General features: G+C 69.3%; 15 protein-coding genes. 4 read left to right on the top strand and 11 right to left on the bottom strand.

Going from position 1 to position 15093, the window contains the following annotated elements:
* Positions 1-136 precede the first annotated feature (136 nt).
* Together ILP86_RS03150 and ILP86_RS03145 are read right to left on the bottom strand one after the other, a co-directional pair.
* Complete coding sequence (locus ILP86_RS03150; protein ID WP_046747741.1) at positions 137-1021, bottom strand: SDR family oxidoreductase; 885 nt, start codon at positions 1019-1021, stop codon at positions 137-139.
* 128 nt (positions 1022-1149) lie between these two features.
* Positions 1150-1497, bottom strand: a complete 348-nt coding sequence (locus ILP86_RS03145) for a hypothetical protein (RefSeq protein WP_058632365.1) — start codon at positions 1495-1497, stop codon at positions 1150-1152.
* Between the two features lie 186 nt (positions 1498-1683).
* Here ILP86_RS03145 and ILP86_RS03140 point away from each other — a divergent pair, with 186 nt between their 5' ends.
* Both ILP86_RS03140 and ILP86_RS03135 read left to right on the top strand, forming a co-directional pair.
* A complete protein-coding gene (locus tag ILP86_RS03140) occupies positions 1684-2163 on the top strand; it encodes a hypothetical protein (protein WP_046747739.1) in 480 nt (159 codons plus the stop codon).
* 25 nt (positions 2164-2188) lie between these two features.
* Positions 2189-2740, top strand: coding sequence for a CinA family protein (locus tag ILP86_RS03135; RefSeq protein ID WP_193761349.1), 552 nt, complete (start codon positions 2189-2191; stop codon positions 2738-2740).
* A gap of 69 nt (positions 2741-2809) precedes the next feature.
* Here ILP86_RS03135 and ILP86_RS03130 read toward each other — a convergent pair whose 3' ends face one another.
* From ILP86_RS03130 to ILP86_RS03105, 6 genes are all read right to left on the bottom strand, one after another.
* Positions 2810-3898 carry an alcohol dehydrogenase catalytic domain-containing protein gene (locus ILP86_RS03130; protein WP_193761348.1) on the bottom strand — a complete coding sequence of 363 codons (1089 nt, stop codon included), beginning with the start codon at positions 3896-3898 and terminating at the stop codon, positions 2810-2812.
* A gap of 11 nt (positions 3899-3909) precedes the next feature.
* Entirely contained in the window at positions 3910-4617 is a 708-nt protein-coding gene (locus tag ILP86_RS03125) for a phosphonatase-like hydrolase (protein WP_046747737.1), read from the bottom strand.
* Positions 4614-5753 carry a TIGR03364 family FAD-dependent oxidoreductase gene (locus ILP86_RS03120; RefSeq protein ID WP_193761347.1) on the bottom strand — a complete coding sequence of 380 codons (1140 nt, stop codon included), beginning with the start codon at positions 5751-5753 and terminating at the stop codon, positions 4614-4616. Before ILP86_RS03120 ends, ILP86_RS03125 begins: the two co-directional genes overlap by 4 nt.
* Complete coding sequence (phnE, locus tag ILP86_RS03115) at positions 5750-7507, bottom strand: phosphonate ABC transporter, permease protein PhnE (RefSeq protein ID WP_193761346.1); 1758 nt, start codon at positions 7505-7507, stop codon at positions 5750-5752. The genes ILP86_RS03120 and phnE overlap by 4 nt, the downstream gene beginning before the upstream one ends.
* Positions 7504-8334, bottom strand: a complete 831-nt coding sequence (gene phnC / locus ILP86_RS03110; protein ID WP_058632361.1) for a phosphonate ABC transporter ATP-binding protein — start codon at positions 8332-8334, stop codon at positions 7504-7506. The genes phnE and phnC overlap by 4 nt, the downstream gene beginning before the upstream one ends.
* 108 nt (positions 8335-8442) lie before the next feature.
* A complete protein-coding gene (locus tag ILP86_RS03105) occupies positions 8443-9372 on the bottom strand; it encodes a phosphate/phosphite/phosphonate ABC transporter substrate-binding protein (RefSeq protein WP_058632360.1) in 930 nt (309 codons plus the stop codon).
* A 169-nt stretch (positions 9373-9541) separates the two neighbouring features.
* Here ILP86_RS03105 and ILP86_RS19875 point away from each other — a divergent pair, with 169 nt between their 5' ends.
* Complete coding sequence (locus ILP86_RS19875; protein WP_308431875.1) at positions 9542-10285, top strand: GntR family transcriptional regulator; 744 nt, start codon at positions 9542-9544, stop codon at positions 10283-10285.
* Between the two features lie 254 nt (positions 10286-10539).
* Here ILP86_RS19875 and ILP86_RS03095 read toward each other — a convergent pair whose 3' ends face one another.
* Positions 10540-11685, bottom strand: coding sequence for a sensor histidine kinase (locus ILP86_RS03095; RefSeq protein WP_193761345.1), 1146 nt, complete (start codon positions 11683-11685; stop codon positions 10540-10542).
* Positions 11686-11912: 227 nt separating this feature from the next.
* Between ILP86_RS03095 and ILP86_RS03090 the strand changes: the two genes are divergently transcribed.
* A complete protein-coding gene (locus ILP86_RS03090) occupies positions 11913-12569 on the top strand; it encodes a response regulator transcription factor (protein ID WP_218867291.1) in 657 nt (218 codons plus the stop codon).
* 23 nt (positions 12570-12592) lie between these two features.
* Here the strand turns inward: ILP86_RS03090 and ILP86_RS03085 are convergent, their stop codons facing one another.
* Together ILP86_RS03085 and ILP86_RS03080 are read right to left on the bottom strand one after the other, a co-directional pair.
* A complete protein-coding gene (locus ILP86_RS03085) occupies positions 12593-14026 on the bottom strand; it encodes an HNH endonuclease signature motif containing protein (RefSeq protein WP_193761344.1) in 1434 nt (477 codons plus the stop codon).
* 117 nt (positions 14027-14143) lie between these two features.
* Positions 14144-15007: an EamA family transporter gene (locus tag ILP86_RS03080; protein ID WP_193761343.1), complete on the bottom strand. Its 864-nt coding sequence runs from the start codon at positions 15005-15007 to the stop codon at positions 14144-14146.
* Between the last annotated feature and the right edge of the window lie 86 nt (positions 15008-15093).

Below are 15093 nucleotides of genomic sequence, written 5' to 3'. Positions count from 1 at the left end.
ACTGTCGAGACCCACCGTGCTGTCGAGACCCACCCTGCTGTCGAGACCCACCGTCCCTGTCGAGACCCACCGTCGAACGCGCGACGGCGCGTGGGTGTCGACGAAGACGATGGGTCTCGACGGATGCTCGTAGGGGTCAGAGGTGTTTACCGCCCGTGACCGCGATGACCGATCCCGAGGTGTAGGAGGACTCGTCCGACGCCAGGTACACATATGCCCCGGCGAGTTCCGCGGGTTGCCCTGCCCGCCCGAGCGGGGTGTCGGCACCGAAGGTCGCCAGGCGCTCGGCGTCCCAGCCCGTCGCGGGGATCAGCGGTGTCCAGATCGGGCCGGGGGCCACGGCGTTCACTCGGATGCCCTTGGGCCCTGCCTCCTCGGCGAGCGCCTTCACGAACGCCACCTGTGCCGCCTTGGTCATGGCGTAGTCGATCAGACCCGGCGAAGGGTTGTAGGCCTGCACCGACGCGGTCACGATGATGCTCGCACCGGGTTCGAGGTCGGGATAGGCCGCACGTGCCGAGAACAGCATTCCGGCCAGGTTCGTGTCGAAGACCCGGCGCATCCGCTCCGTCTCCAGCGACGCGAAACCGTCGATGTCGTGCTGGTAGCCGGCGTTGAGCACGAGCACGTCGAGTCCACCCAGCTCGCTCCGGGTCTTCGCGACGATGTCGGTCGCGAACCCCTCGTCGCGCAGGTCGCCCGCGAATCCCACTCCGATCCGGCCGGCCTCGCGGACCAGGGCGAGGGTGTCCTCCGCGTCGTCCTGTTCCTCGGGCATGTGCGCGATGGCGACGTCCGCGCCCTCTCGGGCGAAGGCGATCGCGACGGCGCGGCCGATGCCCGAGTCCCCGCCCGTGATCAGAGCACGGCGTCCTCCCAGGCGACCGTGGCCTGCGTAGGTCTGCTCCCCGTGGTCGGGCTCCGGCCGGGTCCGCTCCGTCAGCCCCGGCTGATCCTGGTGCTGCGCGGGGAAGCCCTCCTCGCGATGCGCGTGCCGGGGGTCGGTGGTGTCGTCTGTCATGGCGATCCTCCTCATCTCGTGGAACGTGTCGTCTCGTGGAACGTGTCGTCGTACGAGCGACTCTCCCCGAGGGCCGCCCTCCCGTCAGGGGGGTTGACAGGTCTGCCCTGTGCGAGGGGTCGAGAGGATCAGACGGGCGGGGTCACCGGTACTTCCTCGGTGCCCGGCTCGGTTCCCGATTCCGCGGGCTCGGGAACGAGGTAGAGCCCGCTCGGAGCGTTCGCCGTGAAGGCGAGGGCCTCGATCCAGGCGCGGTTGATGGAGGGCTGCCTGCTGCCGAAGTACTTGAAGACCAGCGCGCTGCCGGGCTGGATCCAGACGGTGGTGCGCCCACCGCCCACGCTGGTGTCTTCTCGCCAGCTGAACGGGAAGGGCTCACCGCGACGCAGCTTGGCGGTGATGACGAGCTGCAGATGCGTGAGCGCCCGGTCCTCGATCTCGGTCTTCACGCTGCCTTCATAGACGAACTTTCCCATGCACTGCTCCTCGGTCGTGACGGTGGGGACGACGGTTGCGACCCATTGTTCCCCAAACAGCCGACGGCCACACAGTCCCTCGGCGGGTGGATCCAATGCCGGGTCGCCACAGCGAAGTCAACCCCCTCGGCGAGATCTGGAGGGACGCATAGCCTCATTCCACTCGACCCCGAGGAGGGTACTGCCATGAACGACCGACACATCGATGACCGCCCGGACGAGGGCAACACCCCGGGCACGACGCACGCGTCGTGGGGCGCGGGAAACCCCCGTCTGCGCATCACCAGGGACGACGAGCGCACCGAGTTCGCGCTCGAAGACGATGTCGTCCGCGTCGGCTCGGCCGAGGGCAACGAACTGCGCCTCGCCGACACCGACCCGGTGCACGCCACGATCACGCACGACGACCGCGACGAGTACGTGCTGACCCTGCACGGCGAGGGCGAGACGAACGCGAGCCTCGGCGTGGACGCGACGCACGTGGATGAGAACTCCGAGACCCTGCGCACGGGCGCGCACTTCACGGCGGGTCCGTGGACCCTGGTGTTCGCCCGCGACGAGTTCGCCGATCACGGACGCCCCTACGGCGGCCGCGCGGGCGGAGAGTACTCGGACCAGCCGCTGCAGCCCCCTCGTCCGGACTACGACGAGAGCGAAGAGCGATGACGCTCGAGAAGGGACGCTCCGCACGGTGACCGCTCTCGACGCTCTCGACTCGGACACGCAGAGCCACATCGCACGGTTGAGCGAACTCGCCGCGGAGCGGGAGCTCCGCATCGGAGTGGCCGAGTCGCTGACCTCGGGCATGCTCGCGGAGACGATCGGTGCCGGCGACGGTGCCTCCGGCTGGTTCGCCGGGGGCATCGTGGCCTACTTCACCGACGTCAAGGAGCGCGTGCTGGGACTGACGCCGGGAACGGATCCGTGCTCTGCCGCCTGCGCGGAGCAGCTCGCCGCCGGTGCACGGACCCTGTTCGATGTCGACCTTGCGGTCTCGACCACCGGTGTGGGCGGCCCGGAACCCCAGGGCGGGCACGCGGCGGGAACCGTCTATCTGGGCTGGGCCACGGCCGATGGCGACGTGGGCCACCGTCGACTGGCACTGGTCGGCGACCCGGAAGAGGTGCTCGCGTCGACCGTCGGTGCGGCCGTCGGCCTGCTGGCGTTCCACGCCGAGGGGCTGCGACCGCTGGGTCCGCGGCGCGGTCAGGAGGGCGACGGCGAAGACCGTCGTCCGCGCTGACCACGGCATCGCCACGAGTCGCACATCGTCACAGGCCGCAGCACCCCCGCCGGCGCGTTGGCCGCAGCTTCACTGGCCGGGCACGAGCCCGATCCGCAGCGGCGCCTGTGAGGTGGTCGCCTCGCGCAGCGCCGCATCGATCTCGGAGAGCGGCCGCACCGCGCCAACGGCATCGGCGAAGGGATAGGCCCTCCCCCGGCCCGCGAGGAACGCCACCGCTTCAGCCAGCTCTGCTCCCGTGTAGTTGTGGATGCCCGCGACGGTGACGAGCCGGCGCACGATGCTCTCGGCGTCGAACGGAACCGGGTCAGCGGGGAACACGCTCCCGACCAGCACGACCGTCCCCCCGACCGCCACGCCGGCGAGTGCTTCCTGCACGGCATGCCCCGACGCCTCGATCACGACATCAGGATCCCGGTCGAGACGCGTCGCTCCGAACCGTGCGGCCAGACCTTGCCTGTCGACGTTCGGGTCCCGCACCTCCACGGTCGCCCCCTGTTCGGCGGCGATGGCTGCGGCGGACAGCCCCACGAGACCCGCGCCGTGGATCCGCACGGAGGCCCCGTCGAGGTCGTGGTCCTTCGCCGCTCGAGCGACCGCCGCCCACGCGGTGGCCGTGGCGCACGAGGCGGGCGCGAGCACCGCGGCGGGGAGCGCCTCGGGCACCCTGACGATGGCCGTCCCCTCCCTCAGCTGCACGTGACTCGCGAACGCTCCGGTGAGGTCGCCGTGCGCGCCGACGCGGTCGTGCCCGTACTTCCCCAGATCACGGCATTTCTGCGGCAGCCCCCGCAGGCAGCGATCGCAGCTCGCGCAGGATACGGTCACCGACCACACCACCCGATCGCCGATCCGCAGCGGAGTGCCGTCCACGGTGCGCGCGCCGGCGTCGCCGATGGCGATCACCCGTCCGACGCTCTCGTGTCCGAGCACCAGGGGCGTCGGAGCGGCGCGTCGTCCCCGCACCGTGTGCACGTCGGATCCGCAGATCGTCGACATCTCGACCGCCACGAGCGCGTCCCCGTCCGCGAGAGCCACTCCCGGTACCGCGATCGTCTCGTGCGGGTGGCCTTCGCCGACCCAGACCATCGCGGTGGCCGCCGGGCGCAGCGCGACGTCTCGGCGGTGGCCGGGCGGACGGATCAGCAGCGTTCCCATGGCGCGATCCCTCAGGAGGTGGCGACGAGCGGCAGCAGCTCGCGCTGGACGAGCACATCCCGCAACGCGCTCACATCGCTCAGCACGGCATCGGCTCCGGCGGCGCTCAGCGCCGGACGATCGTGGGCGCCGGTGAGCACGCCCGCGACGAATCCGGCGCCGGCTCGACGACCCGACTCGACATCGCTGACGGTGTCGCCGACGACCGCGATCGACTGGACGGATGACGCCTGCGTGCGCAGCAGGGCCGCCAGCACGAGGTCGGGTGCCGGGCGTCCGCGTCCGGCGTCGATCGGCGACAGCGCGAGGTCGACGAGGTCTCGCCAGCCGAGTCCGTCGATCAGGGCGTCTCGGGTCACCGGGGCGAAGCCGGTGGTGAGCACGACCTTCAGCCCGGCGTCCTTCAATCCCTGGATCGCATCGGCGGCACCGGGGATCTCGGAGACGCCCTGCTCGGCGACGATCTCGGCGTACGCGCCCTCGAACGCGGCAGTGGCACGTGCCGCGGCCTCTGCGTCGCCGCCGGAGAGGTGCGTGAAGACGTCGATCTTCGACTGCCCCATGGTCACGCGCACGTAGTCGAGCGCCTCGTCCCACGGCATCCGGTCGGCGACGCCGGTGCGCTCGGCGGCGCGCTGGAAGGCCTGCTCCACGACGCCGTCGTCGAGCACCGTGGTCCCCGCCATGTCGAGGACGGCGAGTTCGAGAGGAGTGGTCATGATGTTCCTTCCATTGCTGCCGTCCACCCGAAGGCGGCGGAGAGGTTCTCTTCGGCAAGTCCGAGGCCCGTGGTCATCCCGATGCCGGTCGTCGCGGCGAGCACCAGCACACCGTCGTCGCCCCGGTCGATCAGGAACTCCTGCGGGCCCTTCGCGTACACGCCCTGCCAGCGCTCGATCACCCGCGGTGCGGGTGCGTCGAACAGCGCCTCGGCCTCGTCGAGGAACGCGGTGAATGCGGCCTCGGGCTGGAACGGCGCCGGGGAGAGCGCCGTGGCGTGCGAGTCCCCGATGATGAGCGTGCCGTCGGGGAGCTGCGTGTACATCTGGTTGAGGTCGATCGCTGCGAGATCGGGCCGCTCGGTGTACAGACGCTCGCGCACCGCACGGGCCTCCGGTCCGTCCGCGAAGCGGCCGTAGCGCACGAGCGACCAGCCGGTGAGCAGGGGGGCCGCGAGCGGACGCGGGAACGACACGGCCGCCCGCATCATGTCGAGCGCGCACCGCACGACCCCGTGCCTTTCGGCGACCTCCGGGAGCAGCTGGTCGATGTCGTGATTCACGGCGACGACGACGCTCCCGCAGGCGATCGGCCCCCGAGTCGTGTCCACCCGCCCGGCCCCCACAGCGGTGACCGCGGTGCGGAAGCGGAATTCGACACCGAGGGCGACCAGGTGGCGCACGATCGCGTCCGCCGCGGTGCGCGGATCCGTCTGCAGGTCGGTCTCGATGTGCGCGCCGCCGACGAGTCCCTCGGCGCGGAGCGGGGCCGACCGCAGGAGTTCCGAGGCTTCGAGCATGCGGATGCCTCCCTCACGGGATGCCGCCTCCAGCACGGCGAGCTCGTCGTCGTGTCTGGCGGCGACCAGCGTGCCCGACTCTCGCAGCCAGAATCCCGCATCCCGCGAGAGGCGCAGCCACAGGTCGCGCGAGAGATCGGCGTAGCGCCGCGCCTCGCCACCCTGCGCGCCGATGCAGAGGTGTCCGAAGTTGCGGATCGTCGCACCGACCGGCCCATCCGTGCGGTCGACGACGATCGCCCGCAGCCCACGCCGGACCGCCGCGTACGCCGCGCCGAGGCCGACGATGCCGGAGCCGACGACGACCACATCCGCCGTGTCGAGAGCGCGATTCATCGGAACACCTTCCGCATCCACATGGCGAGACCTTCGACCACGAGCACCGTGGCGAGGATCATCAGCACGATGGCCGTCACGGTCTCGTAGCGGGACCCCTGGCTGGCGTTGAGCAGGTAGTAGCCGACCCCGCCACCGCCGACGATGCCGAGGATCGTCGCCGCACGGATGTTCGTGTCGAGCATGTAGAAGCTGTGCCCGATGAGCGCCTGCATGCCCTGCGGCACGGTCGCCGAGGTGTAGGTCTGCAGACGTGTCGCGCCGACGGCGCGCAGTGCGCGCTCCGGTCCGCGATCCACCTCCTCGAACGAGTCGGCGATGAGCTTGCCGAGCAGTCCGATGCCGCCGATCGCGAGGGCGATGACACCCGCCTGCGCACCGAGTCCGGTGATGACGACGAGCACGATCGCGAGGATCAGCTCCGGGATGCCGCGGATGCCCACGAGCAGGAGCCGTGCGGTCCCCCGCGCTCCCGAGCTCGGAGCGACGTTGCGGGCCGCGAGCGAGCCGAGCAGCAGCGACGGGAGCAGGGTGAGCACGGTCGCGGCCAGGGCGATCGCGACCGTCTCCCGCATCGCCTGGAACATGGCGCTCGCGTCGTAGTTGCCGAACGAGGGCGGCCAGAAGCGCGCCGCGACCTCGGGCAGCTTGGCCCAGAATGTGATGAGGTCCATCCAGTTGATCTGGCTGACCAGCACGCTTCCGATCACCACGAGCACGGCGACGACGCCGGCGATGGTGTGCCGGATGCGCTGCGCGGTCCAGGGGCGACGCACGGCGGTCTCCGGGCTGGCCGCCCAGGCGGGAGACTCGACCTGGGTGGATGCGGCGTGCGCACCGAGGCGCGGATGCAGGATCCGGTCGATCCACGAGCGGGTGTGCTTCTGCTCGCCGAGCATCGCTCCGCGGACCATGCTCGAGACGATCTCCATCGCGACGCACAGGATGAAGATCACCAGTGCGATGCCGAGGCCCTTGCCGTAGTTGAGCGACTTGAACGCGTAGGACATCTCGAGGCCGAGGCCGGCGACGCCGACGTAGCCGAGCACCACACTGCCGCGCAGGTTGATGTCGTTGCGGTGCAGCACGGTGGCCACCCAGCTCGGCAGCACCTGCGGCAGGATGCCCGACGTGAACTCTTGCATCTTCGACCCACCCGCTGCGCGGATGGCGAGGCGGGGTCCTTCGTCGATCTGCTCGATCGCATCGGCGAACATCTTCGAGATCATGCCGATCGAGTGGATGCCGATGGCGAGGATGCCGGGAAGCGTGCCGAGAGAGAACATCAGCACGAACGCCATCGCGAGGACGACGTCGGGCAGGGCGCGGGTGAGGACGCCGATGAAGCGCGCGGCCGCGCGCCAACCGTTGCCTGGAGTGGTGTTGGACGCGGCGAGATAGGCGATCGGCACCGACAGCACGGCAGCGAGGAGCGTGCCGACGAGCACCAGGCCAACGGTGAGGGCGATCAGCCAGGCGAGGTCGCCGGGCGCCGGGAACGTGAGTCCCCCGACACGGGCCATGAAGTTCTCGGCGTTGCCCCAGCTCTGCACCATCGCCGGGATCGAGATGTCGACGTCGCGGACGGCGAGGATGCCGAGCACCACGAGCGCGACCAGGGTGAGCGATGCCGCGATCCGCTCGGGCGAGATCGGGCGCTTCGGAGCGCGCTCGGCGACCGTCTGCCCGCCGCCCCGAGGCACCGGCCCACCGCCGCGGGTGGCTGCATCCGTCGCGGAGTCGAGGGCCGTCATGATGCGGCCACCTGCGCAGCCGCCTCCACGAGCTCCTCGGCCACGGCGCGGATCTCGGCGGTCGTGGTGGCGACACGGCCGTAGATCTCCATGACCTCGGCCTTGGTGAGGTCACCGGTCGGGGTGTCCAGCACCACTTCGCCGTGACGCAGCCCGACGATGCGGTCGGCCCACGAGATCGCGAGGTCGACCTGGTGCAGGCTGCACACGACCGTGAGTCCTTCGTCGGCGGCGATCTCGCGGATCAGCGCCATGACCTGTTCGCTCGACTCGGGGTCGAGAGAGGCGACCGGCTCGTCGGCGAGCAGGATCGCGGGCTTCTGCATGAGAGCGCGAGCGATGGCCACGCGCTGCTGCTGTCCGCCCGAGAGGGTGTCGCTGCGCTGGTAGGCGCGGTCGAGCAGGCCGACGCGGTCGAGGTGTTCGAGGGCGGTGAGCTTCGAGGCCCGCGAGTAGCCCCAGAGACCGAGACGCGGCCCGCGCACACCCGACAGAGAGCCGGTGAGCACGTTCTCGAGCACGGTGAGAGAGGGAACCAGCTCGAACTGCTGGAAGATGAAGCCCACGCGGCTGCGGAGGTCGCGCAGCGCCCTCCCCTTCAGCGACGGGACCTGGGCGCCCAGCACCTCAACGGAGCCCGCGGTGGGGATCTCGAGGCCGTCGAGGTGGCGCAGCAGGGTCGACTTCCCCGAGCCGGAGAGGCCCAGGAGCACGACGATCTCTCCGCGGGACACCTCGAGCGAGGCATCCTTCAGCGCGGTGGTCGTCCCGAAGGTCTTCGTCACGCCGTCGAGGCGGATGAGGGCGTCGGATGCCGAGGCGGTCATGTCGTAGCTCCTGTGTTGTCGTGAGTCGTGCGGTGGTGCCCTCCGTCTCGTCCGGGTGAGGCGGACGAGACGGAGGGCGCCGGGTGAGGCGAAGGGGTCAGGCCGGGCTCAGCCCTGGCACTGCTCCGCTTCGGTCTCCTTGCAGATGTCGCGGATCAGGTCGTAGTACGCGTCGTCGACCGGCTTGGTGGCGTAGAAGACGCTGCGGAACGCGTCGGTGTCCGCACCGTCGATGCCTGCGGCGATGATGTCGTCGATCGTGATCTCGGAGAGACCGTCGATGAGCTTCTTCGAGACGTCGTCGGGCAGCGTGGACGAGTAGACCAGCGGCGCGCCGGGAACCATCGTCTCGTCGACGACCTTCACCTTGTCCGACTTCTCGACCTCGGAGTCCTCGGCGAAGCCCGCCTCGCACTCCACGCCCTCGCCGACCTTGGTGACGCTCACATCATGCTTGCCCGCGAAGACCGGCGTGATGTCGGTCTTGGGGTCGATGCCGGCCTTCAGCAGGTTGTAGGACGGGAACAGGTAGCCCGAGGTGGAGGACGGGTCGACGAAGCAGACCTTCTTGCCCTTGAAGTCATCGATGCTCTTGATGTCGCTGCCCGCGGGGACGATCGCCTGCGAGAAGTAGCCGGGCTCCTGGCCCTCTTCCGTGACGATCGAGGAGATCGGGGTGAGCTTGGCGCCGTTGTTCGTGGCGGTGACGTACGTGAAGCCGGAGAACGACGCGACGTCGACCTTGCCGGCGACGGCGGCTTCAATGAGTGCGGCGTAGTCGGTCGACTCGTGGTACTCGACCGTCTTGCCGGTGATCTCGGCGATGTAGTCCATCAGCGGCTGGTAGTTCGTCTCGGTGTCGACGGAGTCGGGCACGACGCCGAAGACGAGGGTGTTCTCATCGACCGCGAAGCCGCTGGCCGAGGACGACTCGTCGGCGCCGGGAGTGCCGGAGGCGTCCGCCGAGCCGGAACAGGCGGCGAGGCCGAGGGCGAGGAGCGCGACGCCGGCGAGGGCGGGGAGAGCGCGAAGCTTCATGAGGACCTTTCAGGGTGTGAGGGGTGATCCACGGAAGACTCTGGCAGGTGATGAGTGCAGATATGTACCTAACTCGGAAGAGTTCAGGCCGCGTTTACCGGGGATTCGCCTGAGTGAACACTCCCGGAACGAGGCAACGCCGTTCAGGCTGACCAAGTAATGTACCTATGTGGCCGAAGCTGTGTACACCCAGATCGCCGACGACCTGCGCGCCCAGATCGCCGCGGGTGCCCTGCGCCCCGGGGATGACGTACCCACCGAAGCGGACCTCGCGGAGAGATGGCACACCTCGCGGGGGCCGATCCGCAACGCCCTGGCCGCGCTCCGCGGCGAAGGCCTGATCGAGACCAGTCGCGGTCGGCCGGCGCGGGTCGTCGCCAGGAAGGCGAGCCAGGCGGTCGACGTGTCGGTGCCGTTCACCCGCTGGGCCCGCGAGCTGGGCGTCACGCCGGGGGCCGAGACGCAGGAGCTGAGCCTGAGACGCGCCGGAGAGCTCGGAGCGGCACTCGGCGTCGACGCCGGGGACACGATCGTGAGCGTGGTCAGGCTGCGCCTGCTCGACGGGCGCCCCACCATGCTGGAGCGGCTCAACTACATTGAGGTCGCGGGCCGGAGGCTGTTCGAGGTGGATCTGGACGAGGTGTCGATCACGGAGTACCTCTCGTCGGTCGGGCACCCCATCGTCACCCTCCAGCACGTGATCGACGCCGTGGCCGCTGACGACCAGGACGCGGAGTTGCTGCGCGTGCCGCGCGGGACGCCCATCCTGCGTCTCACCCGCACCTCGCGTGACGCGGAGGGGCGGATCTTCGAGGCCTCGGAGGACCGGTACCTGAGCGAGGTCGTGCGGTTCACCGTCGCCGCATCGGGGATCTCCACCGATGGCCACTACATGCGCGCAGTGGGCGGGTAGTCGCGCGGTACGGAGCGTCGCGCGGAAGGCCGGGAAGACAGCCGTTAACGCAGAAGGCGATCGCGAGCGCGCAAAGTGTTTCAGAAGCCAGAAAGACCGCGCTCGCGATCGCAGCGCTGGGGACGCTTTATCTGGGGAACCCTCAGAATACGGCGGACTGCAACTCGTTCCACAGTGTCGAACGTCGAGACCTCGCTAGACCTTCGTCTAGGTTCTCGCGGATCGTGGAGAGGGTGCTCACACACTCTAGGGCATCAGACGACCGGAAGTCGGGCCGACACGACCCAGAACCCGTCGACTTCGCCGGCGCTGAACTCGCCACTCGCTCCCATCACGCGCTCCGCCATCCGGCCGAGTCCTGTTCGACTCGACGAGAGTTCACGGCGCGGGGTCGTGGGGAGGGGGCTGCGCAGCGTGAGGTGCGCGACATCGTCGTCCACGGCGAGGTCGATCAGCACCTCGCCGGGGCCTGCGTATTTGAGGATGTTGGTGGCGGACTCGCGCACGATGCGCGCGAGGACGATCTCGACGGCACGCGGGATACGCTCGTCGCTGGGATCGCCCACGCGGGCCACGGAGTGGCCCGCCGCTTCGAACTCGCTCTGCGCCTCGTCGACGGCATCGGCGAGGTCGCCCGTCTGCACGCTCGACGACTGCGGACCGTCGTCGGCGAGCTCGATCACGAAACGGAGATCGGTCATGGCCTTGCGAGCGGCGACGCGGATCGCCTCTCGAGAGTCGGTGCTCATCTCGGGGTCTTCGAGCATCTGCACGTGCAGCGACACCACCGTGAGGTGGTGCGCGATGCTGTCGTGCAGCTCACCGGCGATCCAACGTCGCTCGGCGAGCACTGCCTGTCGTTCTTGTTCAGCCCGCGCCTCGAGCTCGCGTTCGAGGCGACTGCCACGGGCGAACGCCAGCCGCAGAGCGAACCCGACGGCTCCCGCCACGGTGGCGAAGACGAGATAGAGACCGACGTTGACGGTGACGCCCGGCTCGGCGGCGAACGGGACGATCGCCGCGGCGACCAGGAATCCGCCGGTGTAGGAGAGGATCAGTGACGTCCACCCCAGCCTCATGACCAGGCCGGCCGCGACAGCGGCGGCGGTCAGAACCTGGAGCTCTGATCCGGGGATGAAGGAGAGCGCGAACACGACGCCGAGAGCGCATGTCGCGAGGAGCGGCTTCCAGAGGTAGAGCGCGAACACTGACGTGGTCGCGATGCTCACCAGAAGAGCTGCCGGGTTCACACCCGGAGTGGTGAAGAAGCCGATGAGATCTGCGGCAACGGTGATAGCGAGGATCGCCAGCACGACGATGCGCTCGATCGCGCTGAGCTTCTCGCCTCGGGCCAGGCGGAGAGTGTCCGCGGTTTCCCGGTTCGAGTGGTCGAAGGCCATGCTTCACTATCTCCTATTTGCCAACTATTCTAGTTGTGGAGACCAAAGAACTTGCCAACCTGCTGCCAGAAAGTCATAACGTTCACCTCCAGTTTGTAGTCGTTCGTCGATGTCTGTATTCATCTTCTCGGCGACAGGAGCGGCGCACATCTGCCTCAGGTCTAGACCTTTTTGGCCAAAGGTCTACATGACGTCCATCAGGTGCCCGCGCCGTTAGGCTTCCCCCTATGCAGGAAATCCGTGTCGTGATCGTCGATGACGATCCCCTCGTCCGTTCGGCGTTGTCGCACTTCGTTTCGCGCGACCCGGAGATCAGCGTGATCGCGCAGGCAGAGGACGGTCTCGAGGCGATCTCCACTGTCGAGCGCGAACAGCCCGACGTCGTGATGATGGACGTGCAGATGCCTGAGATGGACGGCATCGAGGCGACGGGTGTCATCGCCGAGCGATGGCCGCACGTGCGCGTGCTCGCTGTCACCACGCTCGACGGCAGCGACACGGTGCTCCCCATGCTGAGCGCCGGCGCTTCCGGCTACCTGCTCAAGGACTCCAGCGCGGAGGACATCGTCACCGGTGTGCGCGAGGTGCACAGCGGGGCCAGCTCGCTGTCGCCGCGGATCGCTTCGATGCTGATCAAGCACGTCCGCGATTCGACCCCGGTCGCCGCCGACGCTGCCGCGCTCGAACCGCTCACGGAGCGCGAGGTCGAGGTGCTGAACTGCCTCGCGCAGGGAATGTCGAACGCAGAGATCGCGAAGGCGCTCATCGTCTCCGAGGGCACGGTGAAGGCACACCTCGGGCGCATGATGTCGAAGTGGCACCTGCGCGACCGCGTGCAGATCCTCGTGACGGCCGCACACGCCGGACTCGTCAGCTTCCGCTGATCACCCACCGCGTTTCAGCGCTATCACGCAGCTGCGGTCTCGCGCTGCCGCGGAACACGCCAGTGACGCTCGGGATCCCACCATGCCGGGCCGCGGACCTGCGGGGTACCTCCCGCCATCCGGATCTCCCACCCCGATCGGTTCAGCGAACGGTGATGCCACCAGCACAGGGGCACGCCGTTGTCCGTATCGGTCGGTCCTCCCCTGGCGTGCTCGACGACGTGGTGGATCTCACACCATGACGCCGGCACATGGCACCCGGGGATCAGGCACTCTCCATCGCGAGCGATGATCGCGCGGCGCTGGTGGACCGTGAACACCCGATCAGTGACGGTCGTGCCGACGATCCGGCCGTCGTCGAACAGCACCCGCTGAATGGCGCCCGTGCACGCGGCCTGGGTCGCGACCCCGATCGGCACCGGCGACTGCGAGCCGGCCACGGTCGCCCACCCGGAGCCCGAGACGAGGTCGTCCGCGTCGGCGTGCACCACGAGCGTCGGGGATGCTCCGGCCAGTCGGGGCATGTCTTCGTGACGCGCGGCGATCGCCAGTGCTGCCGCCATGGCGTCGTGCCGCTTCTGCGCGGCGGTGCGCTGTTCGATCACGTTGCGCGGGTCGGAAATCCACGGATCGGCGTCGGCGACGTCTGCACCGGACTCGGCTCCATCGCCCGATCGCTCGCTCTCCGACCGGAAGGACACGCCCGGCTCTGGCGGGCCATCGGTCTTCGGATTGTTCTGAGCGTCGATGATGAGCTGCAGCTGAGCGGCCACGTCGGGAAGGAGGTTGCCCCGGAGCGGATGTACCCCGTTGCGCAGGCGCCCGATGGTGAGGAATCTCCGATTCCGCGCCTTCGCGTCCGTCGGTTCGGCACCATCCGGATCGAGCAGCTGCGCGAGCAGCATCGCGTACTGCCGGAGGTCGTCAGGGGTGGCGGGCGGCCCTCCACCTTCGGTACCCCCGTCCGCCTCGGGGAGTCCGCGTGCCAGATCGGCCAGCGCAGCATCGGCCGCCACCCGTTCCTCCGACCCGATCCGATCGCCGGCCTGCAGGACCGGCCCGGACGCCGCGAGCACACCGGCCACCCCGATCACGCCGTCGAGCATCGCCTCGCGGATCGCGGGGAAGCGCGCCGGGAGCCGCTCCCCCGTCGTCAGCGCCATCTCGCGCCGAACCGCCTCGGCCGCCTTCACCACCCGAGACGCTCCGGGTGCATCCACCCGCAGCACCCGCTGCAGGAGCTCGTTCATCGATCGGCATCCGGTCGCCTCGGCGAAGCGGGGCTCGGCTGAGGCGGTCGTCTCCACAACGATGGCCTCCACGCGACGAAGCGCCTCGCCAGCGCCGCGGAGCACATCCAGTCGCGCGGCATCGTCGAGTCCGGCGAGCTGTGCGGCGGACAGCACGGCGTCGAGGTCGGCGACGACCCGATCCAGAGCTGCCGCGAGGGGGTTCATACGTCCATCCCACACCCCACCACCGACATTGCAGGGTCGGAACAGTCCTGTTCAGAGGCACTTTCCTGGCATTCCGGAATACGCTCGACACCACCCGTCGATCCCGCGGTCGAGGGCTCACACGGCGAGGAGGACGATCCCCGTCACCACGACGAGGGATGCCGCGATCCGCCAGCCCCCGCGCGACTCCCGCAGCACGAACACCCCGAACAGACTCACCAGCACCACGCTGACCTCGCGGAGGGGCGCCACCAGCGCCACCGGGGCGATCTGGATCGCGGTCAGCACCAGGATGTACGACAGCGGTGACAGGGCGCCGAACGCGAGGATGCGGCGCCACTGCGTGCGCCAGAGCGCCCAGACCGCGTCCCAGCGCCGACGCACCGCGATCGAGTAGAACGGCACCTGCAACAGCGTCGTGCCCACCATGAAGGCGACCGGCGAGAGGTTCCACGTGCGCACCGCGTGCGCATCCCAGATCGTGTAGACGGCGATCGCGACGCCGGTGAGCACGCCGAATACGATGCCGGGATCCATCCGCCGGGTGCCGGATCCTCTGCCCCGGTCGACGAGTCCGATGGCGACGACGCCTGCGATCACGGCCGCCACCCCGATCAGCGCGAGCACCGACGGGCGCTCGCCCAGCAGCAGCACGGCCACGATCACCGAGAGGAAGGGCCCGGTGCCGCGGGCCGTCGCGTACACCGTGGAGAGGTTGCCCTCGCGATAGCCGCGCTGGAGCACCGCCATGTAGCCGACGTGGAGCACCGACGAGACGACGACACCGAGGGCGAACGACCACAGATCGTCGGTGCCGAGACCTCCCGTGAACGGCACCGCGCCGATCCAGACCACGGTGCTGGCGACGGCGCCCCACCACAGGAACGGCGCGCCCGCTCTGCTGATGCCGTGCGCGATGATGTTCCACGCCGCGTGGGCGATGGCCGCACCGAAGACGAGGACGAAGGCGAGAGGAGACACGAACAGACCCTTCCGTTCGGCGCACGGCGCGACGAACAGGGTCCTCCGGGCTTTTGTCCTGTCAGATGACGGCTCTCCTGCGGAGG

This window comes from Microbacterium sp. R1, assembly GCF_015159725.1.
Taxonomy (GTDB): domain Bacteria; phylum Actinomycetota; class Actinomycetes; order Actinomycetales; family Microbacteriaceae; genus Microbacterium; species Microbacterium oxydans.
The sequence above is the reverse complement of the archived record's forward strand: the minus strand, read 5'-3'. Positions and strand labels throughout refer to the sequence as shown.

Bases quoted from the DNA above. Each gene is read 5' to 3' on its own strand.
- ILP86_RS03150 (WP_046747741.1), bottom strand. From the start codon at position 1,021: ATGACAGACGACACCACCGACCCCCGGCACGCGCATCGCGAGGAGGGC.
- ILP86_RS03145 (WP_058632365.1), bottom strand. From the start codon at position 1,497: ATGGGAAAGTTCGTCTATGAAGGCAGCGTGAAGACCGAGATCGAGGAC.
- ILP86_RS03140 (WP_046747739.1), top strand. From the start codon at position 1,684: ATGAACGACCGACACATCGATGACCGCCCGGACGAGGGCAACACCCCG.
- ILP86_RS03130 (WP_193761348.1), bottom strand. From the start codon at position 3,898: ATGGGAACGCTGCTGATCCGTCCGCCCGGCCACCGCCGAGACGTCGCG.
- ILP86_RS03125 (WP_046747737.1), bottom strand. From the start codon at position 4,617: ATGACCACTCCTCTCGAACTCGCCGTCCTCGACATGGCGGGGACCACG.
- ILP86_RS03120 (WP_193761347.1), bottom strand. From the start codon at position 5,753: ATGAATCGCGCTCTCGACACGGCGGATGTGGTCGTCGTCGGCTCCGGC.
- phnE (WP_193761346.1), bottom strand. From the start codon at position 7,507: ATGACGGCCCTCGACTCCGCGACGGATGCAGCCACCCGCGGCGGTGGG.
- phnC (WP_058632361.1), bottom strand. From the start codon at position 8,334: ATGACCGCCTCGGCATCCGACGCCCTCATCCGCCTCGACGGCGTGACG.
- ILP86_RS03105 (WP_058632360.1), bottom strand. From the start codon at position 9,372: ATGAAGCTTCGCGCTCTCCCCGCCCTCGCCGGCGTCGCGCTCCTCGCC.
- ILP86_RS03095 (WP_193761345.1), bottom strand. From the start codon at position 11,685: ATGGCCTTCGACCACTCGAACCGGGAAACCGCGGACACTCTCCGCCTG.
- ILP86_RS03090 (WP_218867291.1), top strand. From the start codon at position 11,913: ATGCAGGAAATCCGTGTCGTGATCGTCGATGACGATCCCCTCGTCCGT.
- ILP86_RS03085 (WP_193761344.1), bottom strand. From the start codon at position 14,026: ATGAACCCCCTCGCGGCAGCTCTGGATCGGGTCGTCGCCGACCTCGAC.